Annotated in this window: 20 protein-coding genes; 12 read left to right on the forward strand and 8 right to left on the reverse strand. The window is 67.0% G+C overall.

Features of this window, described 5'->3' with window-relative positions:
• Nucleotides 1–66 precede the first annotated feature (66 nt).
• The 3 genes from BM282_RS16445 to BM282_RS16455 are packed head-to-tail and all read left to right on the forward strand — an operon-like array spanning nt 67 to nt 3,440.
• Nucleotides 67–1,731 (forward strand): long-chain-fatty-acid--CoA ligase, encoded by a 1,665-nt coding sequence (locus BM282_RS16445; protein ID WP_089883055.1) that lies wholly within the window; start codon nt 67–69, stop codon nt 1,729–1,731.
• Nucleotides 1,728–2,867, forward strand: a complete 1,140-nt coding sequence (locus BM282_RS16450; protein WP_089883057.1) for an acyl-CoA dehydrogenase family protein — start codon at nt 1,728–1,730, stop codon at nt 2,865–2,867. Before BM282_RS16445 ends, BM282_RS16450 begins: the two co-directional genes overlap by 4 nt.
• A 60-nt stretch (nt 2,868–2,927) precedes the next feature.
• Complete coding sequence (locus BM282_RS16455) at nt 2,928–3,440, forward strand: winged helix-turn-helix domain-containing protein (RefSeq protein WP_089883059.1); 513 nt, start codon at nt 2,928–2,930, stop codon at nt 3,438–3,440.
• A 22-nt stretch (nt 3,441–3,462) separates the two neighbouring features.
• On the opposite strand, the gene BM282_RS18900 is transcribed toward BM282_RS16455, so the two are convergent.
• The gene (locus BM282_RS18900) at nt 3,463–3,978 is read right to left on the reverse strand and encodes an ATP-binding cassette domain-containing protein (protein WP_089883061.1); all 516 of its coding nucleotides are present in this window, start codon (nt 3,976–3,978) and stop codon (nt 3,463–3,465) included.
• An 80-nt stretch (nt 3,979–4,058) separates the two neighbouring features.
• On the reverse strand, nt 4,059–5,159 hold the full coding sequence (locus tag BM282_RS16465) for a phosphotransferase family protein (protein WP_089883063.1): 1,101 nt from the start codon (nt 5,157–5,159) through the stop codon (nt 4,059–4,061).
• A 74-nt stretch (nt 5,160–5,233) separates the two neighbouring features.
• On the opposite strand from BM282_RS16465, the gene BM282_RS16470 reads away from it, so the two are divergent.
• Complete coding sequence (locus BM282_RS16470) at nt 5,234–6,448, forward strand: acyl-CoA dehydrogenase family protein (RefSeq protein ID WP_089883065.1); 1,215 nt, start codon at nt 5,234–5,236, stop codon at nt 6,446–6,448.
• 1 nt (nt 6,449) lies between these two features.
• Here BM282_RS16470 and BM282_RS16475 read toward each other — a convergent pair whose 3' ends face one another.
• Together BM282_RS16475 and BM282_RS16480 are read right to left on the reverse strand one after the other, a co-directional pair.
• The gene (locus BM282_RS16475) at nt 6,450–6,842 is read right to left on the reverse strand and encodes a type II toxin-antitoxin system VapC family toxin (protein ID WP_089883066.1); all 393 of its coding nucleotides are present in this window, start codon (nt 6,840–6,842) and stop codon (nt 6,450–6,452) included.
• On the reverse strand, nt 6,839–7,084 hold the full coding sequence (locus tag BM282_RS16480; RefSeq protein ID WP_089883068.1) for an antitoxin VapB family protein: 246 nt from the start codon (nt 7,082–7,084) through the stop codon (nt 6,839–6,841). The genes BM282_RS16475 and BM282_RS16480 overlap by 4 nt, the downstream gene beginning before the upstream one ends.
• A gap of 141 nt (nt 7,085–7,225) precedes the next feature.
• Here BM282_RS16480 and BM282_RS16485 point away from each other — a divergent pair, with 141 nt between their 5' ends.
• Nucleotides 7,226–8,017, forward strand: coding sequence for an SDR family NAD(P)-dependent oxidoreductase (locus BM282_RS16485; RefSeq protein WP_089883070.1), 792 nt, complete (start codon nt 7,226–7,228; stop codon nt 8,015–8,017).
• Between the two features lie 353 nt (nt 8,018–8,370).
• Nucleotides 8,371–9,216, forward strand: a complete 846-nt coding sequence (locus BM282_RS16490) for an aldo/keto reductase (RefSeq protein WP_089883072.1) — start codon at nt 8,371–8,373, stop codon at nt 9,214–9,216.
• A 155-nt stretch (nt 9,217–9,371) separates the two neighbouring features.
• Here the strand turns inward: BM282_RS16490 and BM282_RS16495 are convergent, their stop codons facing one another.
• Nucleotides 9,372–9,737: a hypothetical protein gene (locus tag BM282_RS16495; RefSeq protein ID WP_089883074.1), complete on the reverse strand. Its 366-nt coding sequence runs from the start codon at nt 9,735–9,737 to the stop codon at nt 9,372–9,374.
• Between the two features lie 863 nt (nt 9,738–10,600).
• Here BM282_RS16495 and BM282_RS16500 point away from each other — a divergent pair.
• The 3 genes from BM282_RS16500 (at nt 10,601) to BM282_RS16510 (ending at nt 16,117) form a co-directional block, all read left to right on the forward strand.
• Entirely contained in the window at nt 10,601–12,169 is a 1,569-nt protein-coding gene (locus tag BM282_RS16500; protein WP_089883076.1) for a helix-turn-helix transcriptional regulator, read from the forward strand.
• Between the two features lie 231 nt (nt 12,170–12,400).
• Nucleotides 12,401–13,183, forward strand: a complete 783-nt coding sequence (locus BM282_RS16505; protein WP_089883078.1) for an SDR family NAD(P)-dependent oxidoreductase — start codon at nt 12,401–12,403, stop codon at nt 13,181–13,183.
• Between the two features lie 207 nt (nt 13,184–13,390).
• Entirely contained in the window at nt 13,391–16,117 is a 2,727-nt protein-coding gene (locus BM282_RS16510; RefSeq protein WP_089883080.1) for a PAS domain S-box protein, read from the forward strand.
• Nucleotides 16,118–16,294: 177 nt separating this feature from the next.
• On the opposite strand, the gene BM282_RS16515 is transcribed toward BM282_RS16510, so the two are convergent.
• Both BM282_RS16515 and BM282_RS16520 read right to left on the reverse strand, forming a co-directional pair.
• Nucleotides 16,295–17,449 carry an ABC transporter permease gene (locus BM282_RS16515; RefSeq protein WP_089883082.1) on the reverse strand — a complete coding sequence of 385 codons (1,155 nt, stop codon included), beginning with the start codon at nt 17,447–17,449 and terminating at the stop codon, nt 16,295–16,297.
• On the reverse strand, nt 17,446–19,131 hold the full coding sequence (locus tag BM282_RS16520; RefSeq protein WP_089883084.1) for a hypothetical protein: 1,686 nt from the start codon (nt 19,129–19,131) through the stop codon (nt 17,446–17,448). Before BM282_RS16520 ends, BM282_RS16515 begins: the two co-directional genes overlap by 4 nt.
• Nucleotides 19,132–19,397: 266 nt before the next feature.
• Here BM282_RS16520 and BM282_RS16525 point away from each other — a divergent pair, with 266 nt between their 5' ends.
• Together BM282_RS16525 and BM282_RS16530 are read left to right on the forward strand one after the other, a co-directional pair.
• Nucleotides 19,398–19,766 carry a hypothetical protein gene (locus BM282_RS16525; RefSeq protein ID WP_175501603.1) on the forward strand — a complete coding sequence of 123 codons (369 nt, stop codon included), beginning with the start codon at nt 19,398–19,400 and terminating at the stop codon, nt 19,764–19,766.
• Nucleotides 19,766–23,056, forward strand: a complete 3,291-nt coding sequence (locus BM282_RS16530; RefSeq protein ID WP_089883086.1) for a S8 family serine peptidase — start codon at nt 19,766–19,768, stop codon at nt 23,054–23,056. Before BM282_RS16525 ends, BM282_RS16530 begins: the two co-directional genes overlap by 1 nt.
• Nucleotides 23,057–23,075: 19 nt before the next feature.
• Here the strand turns inward: BM282_RS16530 and BM282_RS16535 are convergent, their stop codons facing one another.
• Nucleotides 23,076–23,486 carry a PRC-barrel domain-containing protein gene (locus tag BM282_RS16535; protein ID WP_089883088.1) on the reverse strand — a complete coding sequence of 137 codons (411 nt, stop codon included), beginning with the start codon at nt 23,484–23,486 and terminating at the stop codon, nt 23,076–23,078.
• Nucleotides 23,487–23,573: 87 nt separating this feature from the next.
• On the opposite strand from BM282_RS16535, the gene BM282_RS16540 reads away from it, so the two are divergent.
• Nucleotides 23,574–24,536 (forward strand): AAA family ATPase, encoded by a 963-nt coding sequence (locus tag BM282_RS16540; RefSeq protein ID WP_089883091.1) that lies wholly within the window; start codon nt 23,574–23,576, stop codon nt 24,534–24,536.
• Nucleotides 24,537–24,568 lie beyond the last annotated feature (32 nt).

Here is a 24,568-nt window from a genome sequence, read left to right on the forward strand (position 1 = left end):
CTGAGCGTTGCTAAATCCGTGCCGAACACTTTAGCCTCCGGTGGCCGTCGTCTCGAACGATTGTCAATGACAAACTTGGTACGCGATGTCGCGGCGGCGGTCGAGGAGAATCCGACGGCGACGGCGGTGGGCTTTCGCGGACAGGAGTGGAGTTACGAACGGTTCTGGGGGATGGTCTCGCAGTTCGCCGCTGGGTTGCAGGAGGCCGGTATCGAACCGGGCGACAGAGTCGCCGTCTACCTGCCGAACCTGCCGCAGTTCGTCGTCGCCTTCCACGGGACGCTTCACGCGGGCGGCATCGTCGTCCCGATGAACCCGCAGTACAAGGCACGCGAGATATCGCATCTCCTCGCCGACAGCGAGGCGAGCGTCGTCGTCGCGTTGTCCGACCTGGTTCCGTTCGTCGACGCCGTACGCGAGGAGACGAGCGTCGAACACGTCGTCAGCGTCGGCGACGAGGCGGCGGGGACGACGTCGTTCGAGTCGTTCCTCGCCGAGGCGGGCACCGAGATAGTCGAACGCGCGGACGACGACGTGGCCGTCCAACCGTACACCTCGGGGACGACTGGGAAACCGAAGGGCGTCCTCCTCTCGCACCACAACCTCGCGTGGGACGCGCGGGCGACGGCCGAGTTGCTCCCCGGCGGCGTTCGACCGGACGACAAGTTCCTCGGCGTCCTCCCCCTGTTCCACATCTACGGGATGACGGTGACGATGCTGGCGACGCTGTTCGAGGGCGGCGGCTACTACCCGCTTCCCCGGTGGGACGCCGAAGAGACGCTCTCGGCTATCGAAGCCCAGCAGTTGACCGTGATGCACGGCGTGCCCGCGATGTTCAACGACCTGGTGAACTTCGAGGACGCAGGCGAGTTCGACGCCTCCTCGATTCGGTTCGCCAACTCCGGCGGGAGCAGTCTCCCGCTCGAAGTGATGAACCGCTTCGAGACGCTGTTCGACGTGGAACTGTACGAGGGCTACGGCCTGACCGAGACGAGTCCGGTGACCCACGCGAACCGTCCGGGCGAGCGTCGCCCCGGGAGCATCGGGAGACCGCTCGACGGCCTCGACGCCCGCATCGTCGACGCCGACTTCGAGGAAGTGCCGCCCGTCGAGAGCGGACCCGTCGACGAGGAAGAGGTGGACCTCGACGAGATAACGGGCGAACTCGTGATTCACGGGCCGAACGTGATGCAGGGATACTACGGTCTTCCCGACGCCAACGAGGAGGCGTTCACCGAGTCGGAGGGCAAGCGGTGGTTCCACACCGGCGACATCGGCTACCGCGACGCGGACGACTACTACTACGTCGTCGACCGCGCGAAGCACATGATAGTCACCGGCGGCTACAACGTCTACCCCCGAGAGGTCGAAGAACTGCTCTTCGAGCACCCGCAGGTCGCGGACGCCGCCGTCGTCGGCGTCCCCGACGACCGACGCGGCGAGACGGTGAAGGCGTACGTCGTCCCCGTGCCCGACTCGGGAGTGACGCCGGACGAAGTCAAGCAGTACTGCTTGGATAACCTCGCGGCGTACAAACACCCCCGAGAGGTCGTGTTCATCGACGAACTGCCCCGGACGACGACGGGGAAGGTTCAGAAGTTCGAACTGCGCGAACGCGACGAGAGCGCCGACGCGGAAACGGACGCGGCGGATGCGGAAGACGCGACGGGCGCGACAGACGAAACGGACGCGGAAGACGCGACGGACGCGAGAGACGGAGGTTCGAGATGAGCTTCCAACTGAGCGACGAACAGCGTGCGGTCCGCGACGTAGTGCGGGAGTTCGGCGAGAACGAGATTCGACCGGTCGCCCGCGAACACGACGAGGAGAAGAAGTATCCGCACGAGCTGGTGCAGAAGGCCGCGACGTACGACCTCGTCGCCCCCGGTATCCCCGAGGAGTACGGCGGCGCCGGGATGGATATGCTGACCGAAGCCGTCGTCACCGAGGAGCTGTGGCGCGCCGACGCCGGTATCGGAAGCGCCATCGGGTCCCGCGGGTTCGGCACGTCGATGATTCGGAAGTTCGGCGACGAGTGGATGCGCGAGGAGTGGCTTCCGAAGGTGGCCGCCGGCGACGCGGCGACGTGTTCGTGTATCTCCGAACCGGCCCACGGGTCGAACGTGGCGGGCATCGAGACGAGGGCGGAACGCGATGGCGACGACTACGTCCTGAACGGGACGAAGATGTGGATAACGAACGGCACCGTCGCCGACGTGGCCGTCGTGATGGCGAAGACGTCTCCGGACGCGGGACACCGCGGAATCACGGCGTTTCTCGTCCCCACCGACGCCGACGGCTTCTCGGCGACGAAGATAGACAACAAACTCGGCATTCGCGCGTCCGACCTCGCGGAAGTCGTCTTAGACGACGTGCGCGTCCCCGCCGAGAACGTAATCGGGGCGGTCGACGAGGGGTTCTACCAGTTGATGAACTTCTTCGCCGACGGGCGCACGAGCGTCGCCGCGCAGGCCGTCGGCGTCGCGCAGGCGGCCGTCGACGCCGCCGCGGAGTACGCGAACGAACGCGAACAGGGCGGCCAGAAGATAGCCGAGTATCAGGCGATTCGACACAAGATAGCCGACATGGCGACGGACGTGGAGGCGGCGCGGTCGCTGGTCTATCGGGCGGCGACGCACGTGGAGAACGGCGACGACGACACCGCCGCGCGGTTCGCGAGCATGGCGAAACTGTTCGCCAGCGAGCGTGCAGTAGAAGTCGCAGACGAAGGGATACAGGTCCACGGCGGCGCCGGGTTCGTCACCGACCACCCCGCAGAGCGGTTCTACCGCGACGCTCGCATCACGAAGATATACGAGGGGACCTCGGAGATTCAGAAGAACATCATCGCCGACCGGGTGCTGTGAGCGACCGGCCGTGAGCGACCGAAAACGACAGGACGGGCGACGAAAATCAGGGAGACGAGAATGAGCGACGACGCCCCCGACTGGACGTTCAAAGACCGCGACACGGTCATCCTCAGCGAGTTGGCCGCCGACCCGCAGCGCTCGTCTCGGGAGTTGACGAAGATACTCGCCGAGAAGCACGACATCGACGTGTCCCACGTCACCGTCAGCGAGACGATTCGGCGGATGCGCGAGGAGGGCGTCTTCCGAGAGGCCATCGTCCCGAACGAGAAGTACTACACGTTCGCGCTGTTCGAGTTCAAGTTCGACCCCGAGCACTTCGCCGACGAGTGGCACGACGCGATGGTGTCCATCCGCGACGACGCGCACACGCTCTTTTACTTCCTCTCGGACGGCGAGTACCAGTGGAAGTCGGTGATGATGTTCGAGTCGCCCGAGGCGCAGTCGAAGTGGATTCACGAGTTCTACAAACACCACGGGAAGGTGGTGTCGAACCTCCGGAACTCGGCGGTCCACAACGTCTTGAAGTTCCGCACGGACCCGGAACTGTTCGAACGTCTCGGCGGGGAGTGACGTCCGCGGGCCGTCTGAGAGACTACGGGAGACCGTAGTCGCGAACCCTGTCGAGCGTGAGTTGGTAGCCAGAGAGCGCGGCGAGGACACCGCCGAGGACGACGACCAGCGCCGCGGCGGAGCGTAGGAGCGCGGGCGACGCCGACGGGACGGCGTCGAGTCCGAGCGCGTCGAACAGGTCGCTCGGTCGGTCGCGGACGGCGGCCGCCGAGAGGCCGCGAAGGCCGCCGACGTACTCCAGTTGCTCGAACGCCGTCGCCTGCTCGTACAGCGGCGGTTCCTCCGGCATGCAGCCGATTCGCCCCCTGAGCGCGTCGCGGTCGGTGACGGGCGCATCGGCGACGGACGCCGTCCCACTCGTCGGTTCGGAGAGTCCGGTGAGCATCCGCATCGTCGTCGTCTTTCCCGCGCCGTTCGGACCCAAGAATCCGTAGACGGTTCCCTCGGGGACCGAGAGCGAGAGGCCGTCGACGGTGACGGTCGACCCGTACCGTTTCGTGAGGTCCGCCGCGTCGATGGCGAGCGTGGTGGAGGGCATCGGCGAGGAGTTGACGCACGAGTTACAAATGAGTTGCGTCGTGTCCCCGTCGCCCGGTTCGGTGCCGCGTCACCTACCGTTCAGAGCGGTTCCTCGCCGTCGACGATTCGCTTCGCTCGCTCGGCGAGTGCGGGGACTCGCTCCTCCATCAGCGGGTACATCGGGTCGTCGCTGTTGCCCTCCAGATACCGGCGGAAGAACATCTCGCCGAGGGCCGCGAGTTTGTAGACGGCCAGCGCGCGGTAGAACCGCTGGTGGCTGAACTCGGTTCCCGTCCGCTGTTCGTACCGGTCGACGAGTTCGCGCCGGGTCGGGTAGCCCGGACGCTCCATGAACGTCGTCTCCAACTCCGGCACGGCCGGGTCGGGGTCGCCCGCGTCGCGCCAGTACGACAGCATCCACCCGAGGTCCGCGCGCGGGTCGCCGAGCGTGCTCATCTCCCAGTCGAACACCGCCCGGAGTTCGGGGTCCGACGACGGACCGTACAGCACGTTGTCGAGTTTGTAGTCGCCGTGGACCAGCGTCTCCGGGTGCGTCTCGGGCGCGTTCTCGTCCAACCACGCACCCACCTCGCGGAGGACCGGCACCTCACGTTCCTCGGTCGTTCGCTCGAACGCCCACGCGAGTTGTTTCCCCCAGCGGTCGACCTGTCTCCGGGTGTAGCCCTCGGCCCGACCGAAGTCCGCGAGTCCGACCGCCGCGGGGTCCACCTCGTGGATGGCCGCGAGCGTGTCGACGAGTTCCTCGCCGAGTCGTCGTCTGGCGCTCTCGTTCGCGAACCGTTCCGGTTCCGTCTCGCGGAGAACGTCGCCCGCGACGCGCGACATGACGTAGAAGTCACAGCCCAGGACGTCGTGGTTCTCGCAGGCCAGCACCGTCTCGGGGAGGGGGACGGGCGTCTCCTGAAGCGCGTCCATCACCCGATGCTCGCGGAGGACGTCGTGGGCCGTCTCGGCCGTCTCGCCCGGCGGCGGACGGCGAATCACCAACCGTCGGTCGCCCCACGTGAGAAACAGCGTCTCGTTCGAGTGGCCCGCAGGGTGGCGCGTCACCTCGAACGTCGACGCGGGGCCGAGTTCGGTTTCGAGGTACGCGCGGAGGGCGTCCTCGTCCACGAGTCGCCGGAAGTACGCGTCGTCGCCCCCGTGCGTTTCGGTCCCGTCGTCGCCGTCGTCGCTCACTGTGTTCAGCTCCGTTAGCGACGATAACCCGAGAGCGGAAATAGATTTACACCGTTCGATTCCGAGTGGTGAGTATGGAGTACGACGACACCAACGCGGCGCGGGAACTCGCGGCGGGGGTGCGCGAGTTCGTCGACGAACGCGTCGTCCCGGTCGAACGCGACTACCTCGGCGACGGCCCCGTCCCCGACGAGGAGATAGCGACCCTCCGAGAGGAGGCGCGAGAACGCGACCTGTACGCCCCGCAGATGCCGACGGAGTACGGCGGGCAGGGACTGAACTTCCGCGACGTGCTTCCCGCGTTCGAGGAGGCGGGCCGGAGTCTGCTCGGCCCGTCCGCGATACACGTCGCCGCGCCCGACGAGGGGAACATGCACACGCTGGAACTGGTGGGGACGGAGGCGCAGAAAGCCGACTATCTCGAACCCCTCGTCGCCGGTGAGATTCGCTCGGGCTTCTCGATGACCGAACCCGCGCCGGGCGGCGGGTCGGACCCGAAGATGATTCGCACCGAAGCGCGAAAGGAGGGCGACGAGTGGGTGATAGACGGGCACAAGTGGTGGACGACGCAGGGAAGCGACGCCGACGTGCTCATCGTGATGGCGCGGACGGACCCCGACGCGCATCCCTACGAGGGCACCTCGCTCTTTCTCGTCCCCGCGGACACCGAGGGCGTGGAAATCGTCCGCGACATCCCCCACGTCGGCGGCGAGTTACTGGGGTCGAGTCACGCCGAGATTCGGTACGACGAGGTTCGGGTCCCCGAGGAGAACCTCCTCGGCGAGGAGAACCGAGGATTCACGCACGCCCAGCAACGGTTGGGTCCGGCGCGACTGACCCACTGCATGCGCTACACGGGGATGGCCTCGCGTGCGTTGGAGGTGGCGAAAGCGTACACGTCTGAGCGCGAGGCGTTCGGCGGCGCGTTGTCGGAGAAGCAGTCCGTCCGGTTCACCGTCGCCGAAGCCGAGACGCGCCTGCACGCGGTTCGGACGATGGTGCGCGACGCCGCCGGCAGAATCGCCGCCGGCGAGGAGGCGCGCGTCCCCGTGTCGATGGCCAAGACGTTCACCGCCAACGTGGTGCAGGAGGTGATAGACGACTGCCTGCAACTGTGCGGCGGCAACGGAATCGGGAAGGATCTGCCGCTCGCGGACTTCTACGAGGACGTGCGGGCGTTCCGCCTCATCGACGGCGCGGACGAAGTTCACAAACGCGTCGTCGCCCGAGACGCCTTCCGCGATGTGGACCCCTCGGCCATCGAGGGCGTCACGCGGTACGAGGAGTGACTCAGTACGATTCGACGTCTAGTTCCTCGATGCGTCCGAAGTGTTCAGCGTTCTCCGTGAGCACCGACTCTTCGTGAACGAGTGCCGTGGCCGCGATTATCGAGTCGCCGATACCGATCTGCCGACCGTCGTCGGTCAGGCGTCCGTCTAATCGACCCGCTTTCTTCATCACCGCGTCATCTGCCGGGTAGACGGGTCGAGAGTCGAGGACCATCTCGATCTGTCGACGGCGTTGGTCCGGGTTGCTCACCCGCTCGATACTGTGGTACAGTTCGAACAGCGTCATCGACGAGAGCGTGAGCGGAACGTGATTCCGTTCCAGTTCGCGGACTCTCTGCATCGCTCGCTCGTTCCCCTGCATCAGCCGTATCAGCACGTTCGTGTCGACGATCACGAGTCCAACTGCTCGCTGAGGCGGTCGAGACGGTCGCGCGACTGTTCGTCGCGTTCTCGAATCGCCCCGCGAATCGCGCCGGCTTCCTCGTCCGAGAGGATTCCCGCGAGGTCGAGAAGCGAGCGTTCTCCGGCGATTCGTTCGACAGTATCCGAAAACGACTCTCCGTCCTGCTTTCGCATCTCGAGTCGGCGATACGCGGCCTCGGTGAGACGGACGTTTCGGTACTCTGTCTTGCCCATGCACACAGTTGTGTGCAGCAAGTCTTAACGATTTTGTCTACGACCCATCGATTTTACGTTGATAACTCTCACCGAAAATTGATTACCAGTGAACGAGACGTGAGAGACGATGACAGACGATTCGCAGAACGAGGCGGAACAATGACGACGGACCGATTCGGCGTCGCCGGACAGACGGCCATCGTCACGGGCGCGTCCAGCGGTATCGGGAAGACCATCGCCGAACAGTTCGCGGCGGGCGGCGCGGACGTGGTCGTCTGTTCGCGCGAACAGGAGAACGTCGACCCGGTGGCAGACGGTATCAACGAGCGAACGGGCGACGGCGACGGGACGGGCGGTCAGGCGTTGGCCGTCGAGTGCGACGTGACCGACCGCGACGCCGTGGAGGCCCTCGTGGAAGCGACCGTCGAGGAGTTCGGCGGAGTCGACTGCCTCGTGAACAACGCGGGCGCGTCGTTCATGGCGTCGTTCGACGACATCTCCGAGAACGGGTGGGAGACCATCGTCGGAATCAACCTCACGGGGACGTACCACTGCACGCAGGCCGCGGGCGAGTACCTGAGAGACGGCGGCGGGACGGTTCTCAACCTCGCGAGCGTCGCCGGGACGCAGGGCGCACCGTTCATGAGCCACTACGGGGCGGCGAAGGCGGGCATCGTCAACCTCACCACCACGCTGGCGTACGAGTGGGCGAGCGAGGGCGTCCGCGTGAACTGCATCGCGCCGGGGTTCGTCGCCACGCCGGGCGTCGAGTCGCAGATGGGCGTCTCCGGAGAGAACATCGACCGCGACGAAGTCGAGCGTCGCATCGGTCTCACGGAGGAGATAGCCGACCTCGCGCAGTTTCTCGCCTCGCCCGCCTCGTCGTACGTCGTCGGCGAGACCATCGTCGCGCAGGGCGTCCCGCAGGTGATGGAGACGCCCGAGGTGTAGAACCAATCGGCGGTTTCCCAACAGTACGCGAGAGAGTCCTCGACCCGCGAAAAGCACGTTCTCGACCGTCTCGGTAACGCTGTCGCTCTCCGAGCACGGTCTATGAAATAAGGAGTGAACGACAGTCGGCGTTCGCGTCAAGTACCCCTACCCGGCGCGCCCGCGGACCGTCGTTCGGTCACCGTACTCGAATGGTATGTGAGATTGAATAAAAGTCTTGTGTCCCGTCTGCCGCGTGTCTGACGCTCTCGGGCTTCCTTCCCTCCGAATTCGTGTGAATAGCTCCCACAGATAGCCGTGGGTCCGGGCACTGGCCGGACCGTTTACCACCTCCCCGGCCCTCGGATAGCAGGATGCTACAAAACGAGAGCGACACGTTCGACATCGGCGGTGAACTGACGGTTCATCGACTGGGGTACGGGGCGATGCGCGTCACCGGCGAGGACATCATCGGCGAACCGGACGACGTGGAGGACGCGAAACACGTCCTCCAGTCGGCGGTGAACCTCGGAATCGACTTCATCGACACCGCGGACTCCTACGGACCGGGCGTGAGCGAACGTCTCATCCACGACTCGCTGGCACCGTACCCGGAGGACCTGGTCGTCGCGACGAAGGGGGGACTCCTCCGGAACCGCGACGGCGACTGGATTCCGCACGGCGACCCGGACTACCTCCGGAACGCGCACCTGTGTAGTCTGGACCGCCTCGGCGTCGACTCCATCGACCTCTACCAGTACCACCGTCCGGACCCGGACACGGACTTCGAGGAGTCGGTGACGGCGCTGGCCGAACTGAAAGACGAGGGCGTGATAGAGCACATCGGCGTGAGCAACGTCAGCGTCGACCAGTTGGAGACGGCCCGGGATATCGTCGACATCGCGACGGTGCAGAACCGCTTCAACCTCGGTCACCGCGAGGACGACGACGTGTTGGCGGCGTGTGAGGACTACGACATCGGATTCATCCCGTGGTATCCCCTCGCGGCGGGTGACCTCGGTGACAAGAGAGAAGTGCTGGAATCGGTCGCCGCGGACCGCGACGCGACGGAGTATCAGGTGATGCTCGCGTGGTTGCTGCACCACTCGCCGGTCATCCTCCCGATACCGGGGACGTCGGACGTAGAGCACCTGAAGCAGAACGTCGGCGCCACGCATCTCGACCTGACGGACGACGAGATGGCGCGGCTAGACGAGTAGTCGCGGACCGCAAAGCGCAGTTTTCCGAGTGATGCGACTCCTCGGACGTGAAAGCGGGCCGAAGAAGGGGGACCGCGGGGATGAGATGTCGAACACGGGAACTCATCCGTTCGGTGTCCGACGCGGCGGCCCGATTCGAACGTGGGTGACGTCAGTTACGCCGACGTCTCGGTTTCGGTCTCGTCCGTCTCGTTCGTCGTCGTGGAGTTGTCGGACGTCTCGTTCATCGAGGACTCCTCGGTGGTTTCGTTCATCGAGGATTCCTCAGTGGTCTCGTTCATCGAGGAATCTTCCGTCGTCTCTTCCTCGGTCAGCGTCTCCGTCTCCTCTTCGGTCGTCTCCTCCTCGGTCGCCATCTCGGAGGTCTCTTCCATCTCGGTGACGGTGTCTTCGCTGACACCGTCCGTGGTCGCGCCCACGGAGGAGTTGTTCTCTGTACTCGCGCCACTGGAACCGGAACAGCCTGCGAACAGCATCAGTGCTGCGACGAGGCATGCAGCCAAGATCTTTCGGTCTACCATCGATTCACCAGATGGCGGTGAGGGATAAAGGCCCCAATACCCGTTGCGACCGATTTCATCGTTCCAATCCGGATAATGTGAAACAAGAACTCTTAGCGGCCGACAAACCCTATACCCGGTACTAAACGCTTTTGGCAGAGTTGGATATCCGGGCGGGGAACCCGGAGAAAATGGCACGGGAGAACGGTCCCGGACGGGGAGTCCGGACGCCCGAGCGCGCGGTGAATGGAACGTCTGCGGGATGGGGATGCGGGATGCGACGTCACGCGCGGGCTCGGTGCGGGCAGTCGGACGACGTGATAGGTCGCTGGGGATGCGACGGGTGTACCCCCGCGATACGGGATGGGAGCGCCGCCACGGAGGCGGCGGAGGCGGGGATACGTCGGGTCGGCGCTCGGAGTGGGGTGCTCTGTGACCGACCGGGGTCGTCCGGAACCGCAGTTCTGTTGCCTGACGATGGCTCGGTACCCCGAACGAGGACGGCCAGCGGCGGGGAAGCGGCCGTCGTTCGTTCGTCGAGGTGCCTTACGGTGCCACCAACCTATGCAAGGAGGTGGGTGGATAAAGACAGTAATACTCGTTCCGACCACTTCCACTGTTTCACGACTGTTCCGGCGTCCAGACCGTCGTTAACGCATTCGAAAGACGGACTGTTTCAAACGCCCCGGAGACCCGCCGCTAGATGAATCGATACGGGCCGACTCGCGGCAGACCTCGCCGAAACAAGTCTGTTTTACTACTGGTCAGAACAGTTGAAGTTCTCAAATTTTTCACCGACTTATCGTCACATTATACTGATAACCGACACGAGCCAGTAAGTTTTTGAGTGAAACGTCTAGAGAGTACGTACAACGAGAATCGCCATGTCTTCAACCGCGCTCCGTTCCACATTGCTGTTCGCCGCGGTCGTACTCGTCCTCGTCGGCGTCTCCGCCGCACCGGTCGTCGCCGCGCCCGGGACGACAGTCACCTCCGAGGTGGTAGCGACCATCGACGGCACCACGTACGTCTGGCAGTCTTCGGCGACCGACATCCGCGTCGAGACGGCACAGTCGCTCTCCTCGTCGGCGTCGGTGTGCGTCGGCCCCGCCGAGGGGAACTCGTCTGTCGCGTGCGCGGCCGGGAACGGAAGTGCGACCACCACGATATCGGTTCCGAACTGGCCCGCCGACGTGACGGGAGCGCAGACCGTCTTCGTGAACGACTCCGGCGAACGGACCGTCGTCACGAAGGGAGCCGTCTTCGTGATGACGAAGTCGGGTGACGTCGACGGTGACGGCCTCTCGAACGAGCGAGAAGTGAACGGCGAGACCGGGTTCAAGACGGCCGACACCGACGGCGACGGACTCAACGACGGCGCGGAAGTGAACCAGTACGAGACGGACCCCACGGCGTCCGACACCGATAGCGACGGACTCGGTGATTCGCTCGAAGTGTCGACGTACGAGACGAACCCCACGGAACCGGACACGGACGGGGACGGACTCTCCGACGGTGCCGAAGTGAACCAACACTCCACGTCGCCGACGAAGTCCGACACCGACGGCGACGGCCTCACGGACGCCGCCGAGATACGGACCTACGGGACGAACCCGAACAAGGCCGACACCGACGGCGACGGACTCTCCGACGGTGACGAGGTCAACACGTACGAGACCAACCCGAACAAGGCCGACACCGACGACGACAACCTCGCGGACGCCGTCGAGGTCGAGGAGACGAAGACGAATCCGAACACCGCCGACACCGACGGCGACGGACTCTCCGACGGCGCGGAAGTGAACGTCCACGGCACCGACCCGAACAAGGCCGACACCGACGGCGACGGCGTCAGCGACCGCGTCGAGATAGAACAGGGAAGCGACCCCGGACAGGCCGCCGAACCCTCCACACCGCTCTCGCCGGACGCCGGCGTCGCAGTCGTCGGCGCCCTCCTCCTCGCCGTCGGCGGTGGCTACCTCTGGTGGCGCCGGCGCGGCGGCGCGGCGGCACAGACCGACGACGACGACGGGTCCGCCGGCGGTGCCGCCGTCGCGACCACCGAATCGGCCCGCGAGACTATCGCGACGCCGGTGGAGACGGCCGTAGAGACGACGCCCGACCCGATACCGGGAACCGCCGTCGACGAGGAGTCGGTCGACGAACCCGAACCCGGGGTCGACGACGCGGAGACGACGGGACCCGACCCGTACGACGAACCGTTGACGCGCGAGGACGAAATCGTCGCCATCCTCGAAGACGCCGGCGGTCGACTCGAACAGAGCACCATCGTCTCGGAGACGGGGTGGTCGAAGGCGACGGTCAGTCGAGTCCTCTCGTCGATGGCCGACGAGGGAGAGGTGACGAAGATATCGCTCGGCCGGCGCAACCTCATCACCCTCCCCGGCTACGAACCGGACGGGGCGCGGTCACCCTTCGAGCAACCCACGTAGTCGCGGTACCCTCCCGGCCGGAATGGCCGCATCAGCGCCAGCGTCGAGACAGTCGCGTCACCGCCCGAACCGACGTCTGCAGTGTTCTCGCGCATCGCTCCCGGAAGGACACGTTTTAGGGTGTTTAGGATTTGTGAAGTTTGTAAAAATTGTAAAAATTGTGGAGGTTGTAGAAGCGATGGGAATTTCCGCGGCCGGACGACCCTTCAGCGCGGCGGCCGAACGAGGGCTATGGGACGACTCGACCCAGATTTCTCCGGCGAGACGGTAGTGGTGACGGGCGGGAGTTCGGGCATCGGACGGGCCGTCGCACTCGCGTTCGGCGACGCGGGAGCGATGGTCGTGAACGCGGACGTGCGCGCCGAGTCGAAAGACCCCGACGCGTCGCGTCCGACGCACGAGGCGATACGCGAGGCGGGCGGGGAGGCCGAGTACGCGGACTGCGACGTGTCCGACCCCGCCGAAGTCGAAGCACTCGTCGACCACGCCCGCGAGTACGGCGGGGTAGACGTGATGGTGAACAACGCGGGCGTCTACACGAAGACGCGCTTTCGCGACGTGACGCCCGAGGAGTTCGACGACGTGTACGGCGTCAACGCCCGAGGCGCGTTCTTCGGGACGCAGTACGCGGCGAACGACATGATAGCGCGAGGCGTCGACGGCGTCGTCGTCAACACCTCCTCGGACACGCAGGGACGCGCCGCGTGGGACCATTCGCACTACGCGGCGACGAAGGGCGCGATACGGATGATAACTCGAAGCGCCGCCCTCGAACTCGCTCCCGAGGGCGTTCGCGTGAACGCCGTCGCCCCCGGCCCCGTCGCGACGGAGATTCGCAAGGGGTGGGCCGAAGAGGCCGAGGAGATGCAACCGGAGGGCGAGACGCCGGGACTACCCCACCGGGCAGCCGAACCCGAAGAGTTGGCCGGCGCGTACCTCTACCTCGCCAGCGAGGACGCCTCCTACGTGACGGGCGAGACGGTGTGGGTGGACGGTGGCGGCCACGTCGCGTAGACGTCGCCGTCTCGCGCCGTGAGACGGGTTTCCGGCGCGAGAACAGCGGACAGAGTGGTGTTCGTTCACGCGTGTGACGAGGATAGACGCGAACGTCTCGCGGTACGTGACGTCTCCGGCGACGCACTCGGCCGAAGCCGTAGCGACAGGTCTTCCAGAACAACGGTCGTGAGAACCGATAAGTAGTACAACCCACAATCGGTTCCAATGACCGAGACGGTCCGCGTCCTCCACGTCGACGACGACCCGGCTTTCGGCGAGTTAGTCGCGACACATCTCGAACGCCGCGGATTCGACGTCGTCAGCGAAATCGACCCCGAGGCCGCCGTGCAACGTCTCAGCGACTCGACGGCGGGCGAGCAGACAGACGCCGAACCAATCGACTGCGTCGTGAGCGACTACGAGATGGGAGAGACGACGGGCATCGACCTGTTGCGTCGCGTTCGCGACCGCGACGAGCGTCTTCCGTTCGTCCTCTTCACGAGTCGCGGAAGCGAGGAGGTAGCGAGCGAAGCCATCTCCGAGGGCGTCACCGACTACATCCAAAAGCAGACTCGCGCGGAACAGTACGAACTGCTCGCGAACCGCATCCACAACGCCGTCGAACACTACCGCGTCGAGCGTCGACTCCGCGAGAGCGAGCAGTTGTACCGGACCGTCGTCGAGCGGAGTCACGACGCCATCTACATCTATCAGGACGACCGGTTCAAGTTCGTCAACCGCCGCGCCTGCGAGCTATCCGGGTACAGCGAGGACGAACTGGTAGAGAAGGACATCTGGAGTCTCCTGCACCCCGACGACCGAGAACGGGTCCGGCACATCGCGCAGGAACGAAAGAACGAGAGTCCCGACGTCCCGTCGCGGTACGGCGCGCGAATCGTCACGAAAGACGGAACGACGAGACGCTGCAAGTTCAGCGTGCAACTCATCCAATACGAGGGGAGACAAGCCGTCCTCGGGTCCGTCCGCGAAGTGAGCGAAGAAGAGCGAGTCGAAGAGCGGTTCCAAGCGCTCATCGAACGCTCGTCCGACCTCGTGAGCATCATCGCCCGCGACGGAACGATAGAGTACCAGAGTCCCTCCTGCGAACGGATACTGGGCGCACCGGCCGAACTAGTGGAGGGAGTCAACGTCCTCCAACTCATCCATCCCGACGACAGACACCGGATGGAACGGACCCTCAACGAGATGTACGACGCCGACCCGACGACGGTGGAGATGGAGCAGTTCCGAATCCTCAACGCCGACGGGTCGTGGGTGTGGCTCGAAGCCATCGCCCGCGCGGACCCCGTCGAGAGCATCGACGGTATCGTCGTCAACTCCCGCGACGTGACCGAACGTCGGGCACGCGAACAGCAACTCCGCCGCTACGAGAACCTCGTGCGGAACAGCCCACACGGAGCCTGCATCCTAAACACCGACCTCCGCGTCGAGTTCGCCAACGAACACGTCGCGCAACGGTTCGGCGAGTCGCCGGATTCGCTCGCCGGTCGTCATCTCTCGATACTCCGGGAGTTCGATACCATCGACGACGACGCGTACGAGACGGTACGGTCGGCCGTCGAACGGATTCTGAAAGACGACTCGGACAACGAACGGTTCGAACTCGAAGCGGACCTCCCCGAGATAACCCACGTCGAGGTCAGCGTCTCCCCGCTTCGAGACGTTCGTTCCGAGGACGGACTGCGGGGCCACGAATACCACGACGACCCGCGGGGCGTCGTCCTCATCATCAACGACGTGAGCAAGCGGGTGCGGTATCAGGAGCGATTGAACGCACTCCACAGTGCGACCCGAGACCTCACGACGGCGACGACGCGCGAGGACGTCGCCGAGATAGTGAGCGATGCGGCCGCGAACATCCTCGACTACCCCCTCAACGGCGTCGCCTTCTACGACCCCGAGAGAGACGCACTCGTCGCGCAGGCGAGGACGGACGTCGCCGACTCGGTCGTCGAGGTGTCGGAGATACCCCGGGGAACGGGCGTCGCGTGGCGGGTGTTCGAGACCGGCGAAGGAGAAGTGTTCGAGAACGTCGCCGCCGACCCGAACGTGGCGAACCCCGACACGAAGATACGGAGCGAACTCATCCTCCCCATCGGCGACGAGGGGGTGTTGATGGCCGGGTCGTGCACGCCGGGTGAGATGAACGACTCGCGCGTTTCGCTCGCTCGCATCCTCACCTCGAACGCGAGTGCGGCCCTCGAACGCGTCGAACGCGAGCAGCTCCTCCGACGACACGAACGCGAACTCGAATCGCAGAACGAACAACTCGAACAGGTCGCGAACGTCGTCAGTCACGACCTGCGGAACCCGTTGAACCTCGCGTCCGGGCAACTGGAACTCCTCCGGGCGAACTATCCCGACGACGACGACGCCGTGGCCGAGCACATCGACCGAATCGCCGACGCCCACGAACGGATACGCCGTATCATCGAAGACATGCTGGACCTCGCTCGGCACGGCCAACCCGTCGAGGAACTGGAGACGGTGCTTCTGGGGAGCGTCGTCCACTCCTCGTGGAAGACGGCGGCCGGAGAGACCGAGAGCACGCTCGACGTCGAAGACGAACTCGGCGTCGTCGCCGCCCACGAGGGGCGACTGAAACAACTGTTCGAGAACCTCTTTCGGAACGCGGTCGAGCACAACCCCGACCGGCCCGTCACGGTCCGCGTCGGCCGACTGGACGACGGCGGGTTCTTCGTCGAAGACGACGGCCTCGGCATCCCCGAAGAGAAGCGAGACACGGTGTTCGACCCCGGCGTCACGACGAACCCCGAGGGAACCGGTCTCGGCCTCGGTATCGTCCGCACCGTCGCCACCGCGCACGGGTGGGAGGTGAGCGTCACCCAGAGCGAGTCGGGGGGCGCACGGTTCGAGATTCGGACCGATAGCTCGACGCCCGGAGAGCCGTCGGGAGAACGAGCGAACTGAGAACGCCGTCGCTTCGAGTCAGGTTCTTCAGTAAGTGTCCGGCGGGGTGGGAGCCGCCGTCCACCAACCCATGTTCGCTCCTGGCAGACCGAGAACGGGACAGTATTCCGAGGAGCGACTGATACGACGCCCGGATAGGGGTTAGTTATCCGCTCGTTATCCGGGAGTAGGAGGGTATTAGCCCCGTCTGAGCGCGTCGACCGGCGGCCGACTCGCGGCGCGCCACGCCGGGTAGAAGCCGCTGAGCAGACTGACGCCGACGCCGAATCCGAACGCGAGGACGAGGAATCCGGCGTTCCGCGCGTCGAGGACGACAGAGAGCGTCACTTCGGGGACGGCGAGGTAGAGCGCCGTCGTCCCGGCGACGGCGAGTGCGACGCCGACGGCGCCGCCGGTGACGCCGAGCAACCCCGCCTCGACGAGAATCGTCCGGAGGACGTCGTCTCGCTGGACGCCGACGGCGCGGAGGACGCCGATCTCCTCGCGGCGTTCGTTCACGCTCATGAGCATCACGTTCAGGATGGCGACGCCCGCGACGACGAGCGATATCGCGCCGATGCCGAGGAGGAACGCGTTCAGGAGGTCGAAGAAGCGGTCGACCTGCGAGGTGACCACCGAGAGTTCGAATATCGAGACGCGTTCGTCGCGGACGTTGAGCGTCTCGCGAATCGCCGCCGCCGTCTCCGTCGCCGCCGCGCCCGTCTCCGCGCGGACGACGACCTGCGAGTAGTCGCGTTGGACGAACGCGTCGCGCGGGAGGACGACTGCGCCGTCCGGTTGGACCACGGAGATGCTCTCGGACTCGGCGAGGACGGCGACCACGCGGTACTCGCGGCCTTCGATACTGACCGACCGGCCGACGGAGAGACCGAGTTCGTCCGCGACCCCGGACCCGACTATCGCACCCCTGCGGTGACGGGTCGGAAGTTCCCCTTCACCGGCCTCGAACAGGACGCTCGGGTCGTCGACGCCGTACAGCGTCGCGAACGTCTGTCGGTCGCCGTTCGAGGCGAGTGCGCCGCCGGAGACGAGGGGAACCACCTCCGCGCCGACGGCCGCCCGACGAATCGCCTGCACGTCCCGGTCCGTGAGCGACTGAACGCCCGCGTCGGCGTTCGGGGTGACGACCAGTTGGTCGCCGAGCGACCCGATGGAGTCGGCGGCGGTGAGTTCGAGGACGCTCCCGAGGATTCCGAGGGCGGCGATGGCGAAGACGCCGATGACGATTCCGAGCGCCGCCAGCGCCGTCCGAACGCGGTTCCGCGAGAGGTTCCGGCGGGCGAGTCGGACCGTCGGGAGTCTCGCGCGGCCGTCGGCGGTGGAGAGCGTCACACCTCTCGCCCCGCGTCGACTGCATCGAATCGGTCGGCGTCGTCACTTGCGGTCCGGGTCGGTCGAGAGCGCAGTTTACGAGTCCGCTCTCGTAGCCACGCGCGGGTCGGCCGGCGGCGGAGGACGCCGACGCTGAGGACGCCCGCGATGGCGACTGCGAGGACGGCGACGGCCGCATCGAGCGTCGGCGACCGGCCGTCGAACGCGGGGAAGAGCGCGGCGTTCTGCGTCTCCTCCTCGGGGTCGAGCGTGACGGCGACGACGCGTTCGACGCGTTCGCCGCCGACGCGGTAGACGATTCGCACCGGTATCTCGGTCGCAGAGTCGTTCGCGTCGGCGGTCACCTCGACGGGGGCGAAGTCGCTCCCGCCCAGCGAACCGACGAAGTAGTCGCGGTGCGGGAACACCGGCGTCACGTCGTCCGTGGCGACGACTTCGACGACGACGCCCGACAGGTCGGCGTCGCCGAGGTTGGCGACGTTTCCGGTCACCCGGACGCGGCCGTCCGCTCGGAGGACGTCGACGTCAGTCAACCGCACGTCCGCGACGGCCGGGACGTGCCGGAACGTCGCGTTCGCGGAACCGTCACGGACCCCCGCGCGGTACGTCGCGTCGAGTCGCACGACGGCCGGTTCGGGAACCGAAGCGAGGTCGAGCGTCGTCGTCGCCGCCGCCCCGGGGGCGAGCGTCTCCGGCAGTGAGACGCGCGAGAGCGTCTCGTTCTCCGCCGTCGGCGCGAGGACGACGTTCGAGACGGGGACGGTCCCGAAGTTGGTCACGGTCACCTCGTAGCGCGTCGGGAGAGGGCGGTCGTCGGCGCTCTCGCCGCCGGTGGTGACCGCTCCGCCGGCGAGTCCCGCGGCCCCGCCGAGACCGCCGAGGAGGCCGTCGAAACCGCCCGCCGCGTCGTCCGGAGCCGTCTCGCCACTGACGGGGACGACGGCCAGACCCACGTCGTCGACGAACGGGGCGACGGCGACGGACCGTTCGAGCGTCGTCGTTCGCGAGACGCCCGACGCGGTGGTGTAGGTCACGACGACGCCGACCGGTCTCTCACCCGCCTCGGTGGGGACGACGGAGAGGTTCAGACGGGCCGTCTCCCCCGCCGTGAGCGTCGGGAGCGTCCGACGGCCGTCGACGACTCGGCCGACGGAGTCGTTCGCGGTGACGACGACGTTCCGAAGCGGTGCCGTCGTCGGGTTCGAGAGCGAGACGGCGAGGGTCGTCTCGGCGTCCACCGCGGCGCCGTCCACCGAAAGTTCGACGAGTGGCGGTGCCGCTTCGACGACGACCGGGACCGGACGCTGGATGCGGACGGTCCGGTCCTCGGTGTCCGTACCGACGACCGAGAGCGTGAGGACGCGCGGTCCGGCCGCCTCGAACGTCGTCGCGAGGGGAACGGTCACGCCGTCGCCCGGCGAGAGCGACCCGACGCCCGTGGCGCGGGCGAGTCGGTTCTCGCCGTCCGAGAGTCGGAGTTCCTCGACGCGAACGGCGGACTCGCTTCCGACGGAGTTCGCGACGGTGACGGTGACGGTGACCTGGTCGCCGACGACGGGCGTGGCCGGGTCGACGACCACGTCGGAGACGGTGAGGCGGGCCGCCGGTACGTCCGCGAGGACGCCGGAGGGCACGACGAGGAAGAGAGCGAGAACGACGGCGAGGAGACGGACGACACTCATTCGTGCAGATTGGTACCGAATAACGATAACTACCCCGCCGGTACCTTCCAGCCTCGGAGTAAGTGCCTCAGAAAATATATTCTTCCAAAAGAGATATTCGTGTGCGATTGGAACAGCCGGCCGTGTTCGACGGTTCGACCCGACGTCGATTCGTCGCCGGTCTCGTTTCGGTCCGCGTCCTCGGACTGTCCGGGTGTCTCGGGGGGCACTCGGTCGGAGACATCGGCACGTCGGGAGAGAGGGGAGAAACGGGTGGGCAACTATCGGTGACGGCCACACCGACGGAGATGGTGAGCGACGTCGCGACGGTGAGCGACGACGTCCGCGAGCGGTTGGGCGACAGACTCAGCGGGTTGGTCGCGGCCGACGACCGGTCGACCTTCGCGGACGCCGAGGAGTTGGCGTACGCCGAGGGGCGCGTCCGCGTCGTCGTCGAACTCGCCGCGGGAGCGAACCTGCCGTCGTCACCACCGCTGGACGTGGAGGCGCGGCACGACCCGTTCGTGCAGGCGTTCGTCGCCGTCGACGACCTCCCGGCACTCGCGAGGGCCGAAAGCGTGCGCGCCGTCAGACCGCCGCAGTCGCCGGTCGCCGCCGACCTCGCGACCGCTCTCGGTCCCGGCGGAGGGACCTGATGCACTCACGGGCGGTTCTCGCCGCCGTCGCCGTCGTTCTCGTCGTCGTGGCGGGGGTGGGCGCACCCGTGGTCTCGGCGTTGGGGCCGACGGCGACGCAGACGGCCACCGAGACGGTGACGACGGCGGAGACTGAGGGCCAGACGCGAACGACGACGCCGGCGACGGCGACGCCGCAGCGAACCGCAACAGCGACGCCCAGGCGAACCGCGACGTCGACACTGGAACGACGGACGGCCACGCGCACGCCGAGCGACGGTGAGCCGGTCGCACGGGATTCGAAGCCGGCGAAGTCGGCCGACGACGCCTCGACGGCCGCGCGCCGAAAAGTCGCCGACGCGCTGTTGGCGGCGTCGGAGTCGCGAGCGAGTCACGACGTGGCGACGACGTCGACGGTGACGTCCGAGGAGGCGAACGAGCGGTCTATCGTCGTCGAACTCGACGAGCGTCGCATCCGCGACGGGCGCGCCGCGGCCGTCCGCGTCCTCGGTGGCGGTGCCGTGACCGCGCACGGTCGGTACGTCGAGGCGACGGCGACGCGCGAGGAACTCCTCGCACTCGCCGCGGAACCGAGCGTCTCGTACGTCCGTCAACCGGCCCGGCCCGTCTCGTTCGCCGGGAGCGACGGGACGACGGAAGCCGTCGAGACGGCCAGACTGGAGTCGCTTCACGCCCGCGGCTACGGCGGCGAGAACGTCACCGTCGCCGTGATAGACGTTGAGCAGTTCGACCTCGACAACCCGGCGTTAGACGGCCGCGTCGTCGCGACGAGAGACTACACGGGCACCGGAATCGACACCGCCAGCACGGGCGGCCACGGGACGGCGACGGCCGAACTCGTCGCCGAGACGGCACCGAACGCTTCCCTCGTCCTCGTGCGCGTGGACTCGTACTTCGACTTCAGACGCGCCGTCGACTGGGTCGAACAGAACACCTCCACGGACGTCGTGTCGATGTCGCTCGGGTGGTACAACGTCGGTCCCTTGGACGGCACCTCCGAGATGGACCGTCTGATAAACGGGAGCGTCGAGAACGGCACGTCGTGGGTCGTCTCGGCCGGAAACTCCGCGGGCGGCCACCACTGGAACGGAACGTGGACGGACCCCGACGGCGACGGCCGACTGAACGTGAACGGTTCTCGGGAGTACTTCACGCTCGAAGGCGACACCAGCCTGACCGTCTGGGCGCAGTGGAACGACTGGGAGAACCGGACGGAGGACTACGACGTCTACCTCTACGACGACCCCGACGTCGAGAACGCCACGCCGATAGCCGACTCGCGGAACCTGCAGTCGGGACGCGGAACGCCGACGGAGTACCTCTCCGGGAGCGTGTCGAGTCAACCGACGACGCTGTATCTGACCGTCGAAGCGGCGGACGCGAACGGGACGTCCGACTTCGACGTGTTCCTCAACGGCGAGTTCGAGTTCGCGTCGTCGTCGACGGACGCTCGGAGTCTGACGCTCGCGGCGACGAACCCCCGCGCGGTCACCGTCGGCGCGTACGACCAGGCCGACGGGACCTTGGAGTCGTTCTCCTCGCGCGGACCGACCATCGACGGCCGGGTCAAACCGGACGTGGTGGCGGCCGACAACGTCAGTTCCAGCGCGTACGGGCGGTTCTACGGGACGTCGGCCGCGACGCCGCACACGGCCGGCGTGTTGGCGACGCTCCTCGACGCGAACCGCCGTCTCACCCCCGAGGCGTTGAAGACGAACCTGACCGAGAGCGCCCGCCCTCGCGGCGGCACCCCGGACAACCGAACCGGATACGGCGCCGTCGACGCCTCGCGCGCCGTCGCCGGACTCGGAACGTACGACCTGCCGCCGGACGGCCGCCTCCGGTACGACGGCGACTACCGACTCGACACCGGCGGGAGTGCGACGCCGAACTCGCTCGTCGTCGACGCCGCGAACGTGACGCTCGACGGCGACGGGGAGACGTTCGCCGCCGCGGAGGGCGACGCCGTCCTCACCGCGACGAGGAACGCGACGACCCTCTCTGTCCGCGACCTGACCCTGACGAACCGTGCCGTCGGCGTCGCCGCGGCGAACCTGACGACGCTCGAACTCGCGAACGTGACCGCCGAGACGGACACCGCACTCGCGGTGTCGAACGTCTCCGCGGTGTCTCTCACGAACGTCTCGCCCGCCGACGCCCCGTCGTTCGACCTCACCGGCGAGAATCTCAGTCTCGGCCTCGACCGGTCGGACGCGCCGCCGAACCGCAGTCGCCTCTCCGCCGCGCCGAACGTGACGTTCGCCGCGGTGAACGCGACGAGTCAGACGAACGTGACGAACGCGAGCGACACGTCCGATGCGGCCACCGCGACGGTGACGCTCAGATACGACGAGTCGTACGCGAACGAGTCCACCGTCGCCGTCTGGACGAACGCGGGCGGGGCGTGGAACGAGACGAACGCGAGCGTCGATACGGCCGCGAACACGGCGACTGTCACCGCGTCCGAGAACGGCACCTACGGCGTCTACGCCGTCGGAGAACCCGGCGCAGACGTCCCGTCGTCGGTCGCTCTCGACACGGAAGTCGACACCGCGACGGCGACGAACGCGACGGTGGCGAACGTCGGGCGCGCGACCCTCACCGTCCTCGACGCGGACGTGGTCGGCCCCGCCGCCGACCAGTTCGCCGTCGTGGACGCGCCGAAGAACAGAACCGTCGAACCCGGGACGACGCTCGACGTGCGAGTGCGCTACGCGCCGAACGCGACCGGCGACCACGCCGCGACGCTCTCGGTGACGACGGCGGAACTCGGCGTTCTCACCGTCGAAATCGACGGGACTGCGGCGGTAGCGGCGACGCCGACACCGACGCCGACTCCCACGCCGACGCCCGAACCCACCGCGACATCCGAAGGCTCGTCCGGTGGGTCGTCGAGTGCGCCACCGCCCGCACCCGCGCCGACGCCCGAACCGGTGACGCAGACGCCGACTGCGACGTCGACGCCAACCGTGACGCCAACACCGACTGCGACGCCGACCGCAACCCCGACGCGGACGCCGGTGATGACGCAGACGCCCGTCGCACTGACCGAGGCGGCGGCGACGCCCGCGACGACGACAGAAACGGGAACGAAGACGTCCGCGACGACGACCGAGGCGCAGACGGCGAACGCGGCGAACGCGACGGACTCGTCCTCGTCTTCCGGAGGCGAGGCGAGGACGCCCACCGTCACCGGGACGGGCGTCCCCGGGTTCTCGCCGGTGACCGCCGTCGTGGCACTCGGCGCGGCGACGTTGCTCGTCGCGAGGCGGCGTCGGACCGGCGGATGAGACGTCGGAAACGAGACGACTATCGAACCGGACGCTCCGTCGCCGAGGGGTCGGCCAACGCCTCGGAGAGTTCGACCGACTCCGCGTCCGCCGCCGCGTCGTCGCCGAACACCGCGCCGGGAACGGTGACGACGACGGCGTCGCCGACGCCGCGAAGTCGTCGATACGGAATCCTGATGCCCGCGGCGCCCACCGAGAGGTTCGGGAACCGGGATTCGTCGACGCCGTCGACGAGCAACGCCGACGCCCGTTCGGCTTCGAGGTCGACGGCGAACCCGGCGACGTCACCGAGGCGATAGCCGTCGCGGGTGAACACCGGACGCCCCTCGAACTCCGAGAGCACCGTTCCGCGGTTCGGGTGTGCCTGCGCCTGCGTCTGCATCTGCGTCCGTGACGCCGAGTCGAGCGTCGTATCCGGGTCGGCGACCATCTCGACGGGACGTGCCCACTCAGAGACGATAAAACAGTTGGAACTCCGACGGGAAAAGTTCAAACGGTGGTCCGCCGAATCGCCCGCATGGACGTCTCACAGGCCGCCGCGACGTGCGACGAGGTGGTCGAGGCAGTCGGTGCCGCGGTCATCGCGGACCGCGACTTCCTCGAAACCGTCTTGACCGGTGTGCTCGCCCGGGGTCACGTCCTCTTAGAGGACGTCCCCGGAACCGGAAAGACGCTGACCGCCCGGAGCGTCGCCGCCGCCCTCGGCCTCTCGTTCTCCCGCATCCAGTTCACGCCCGACCTCCTCCCCGCCGACATCACCGGGTCGAACGTCTACGACGAGACGGCCGGTGGATTCGACTTCAACGCCGGACCGATATTCGCGAACGTCGTCCTCGCCGACGAGATAAACCGCGCGCCGCCGAAGACGCAGGCCGCCCTCCTCGAAGCGATGGGCGAGGGACAGGTGACCGTCGACGGCGTCACGCACGAACTGCCGGACCCGTTCTTCGTCATCGCGACGCAGAACCCCGTCGAACAGGAGGGGACGTTCCGCCTGCCGGAAGCCCAGCGAGACCGCTTCGTCGTCAAGACCGAACTGGGGTACCCCGACCGGGCGGGAGAGCGAGAACTCGTCGACAGGCGGGACGACCGGACGCGACGCGCACCGACCGTCTCTCGCGTCGTCGGCGACGGTCAGGTGACCGCCCTCCGGGCCGTCCCCGAGACGGTTCGCGTCGACGGCAAACTCCGCGACTACGTCGTCGACCTCGGTCGGGCGAGTCGCGAGGACTCCCGCGTCGCCGTCGGCGTCTCGCCGCGCGGCGTTCAGCGCCTGTTCGAGGCCGTCCGCGCCCGCGCCGTGATTCGAAAGCGAGACTACGTCGTCCCGGACGACGTGAAAGCGGTCGTCCCCGCGGTGTTCCGACACCGACTCGTCCTCACCTCCGACGCCCGCGTCCGCGGCGTCGACCCTCTCGACGTGGTGTCGGACCTCCTCGACGACGTTCCCGTTCCCGCCGTCGCGTCCGCGAGTCGGTGAGCGACGCACGGAGGAAGCGACGCCCGGACGCA

It is taken from the genome of Halogeometricum limi (assembly GCF_900115785.1).
GTDB classification, from domain to species: Archaea; Halobacteriota; Halobacteria; order Halobacteriales; family Haloferacaceae; genus Halogeometricum; species Halogeometricum limi.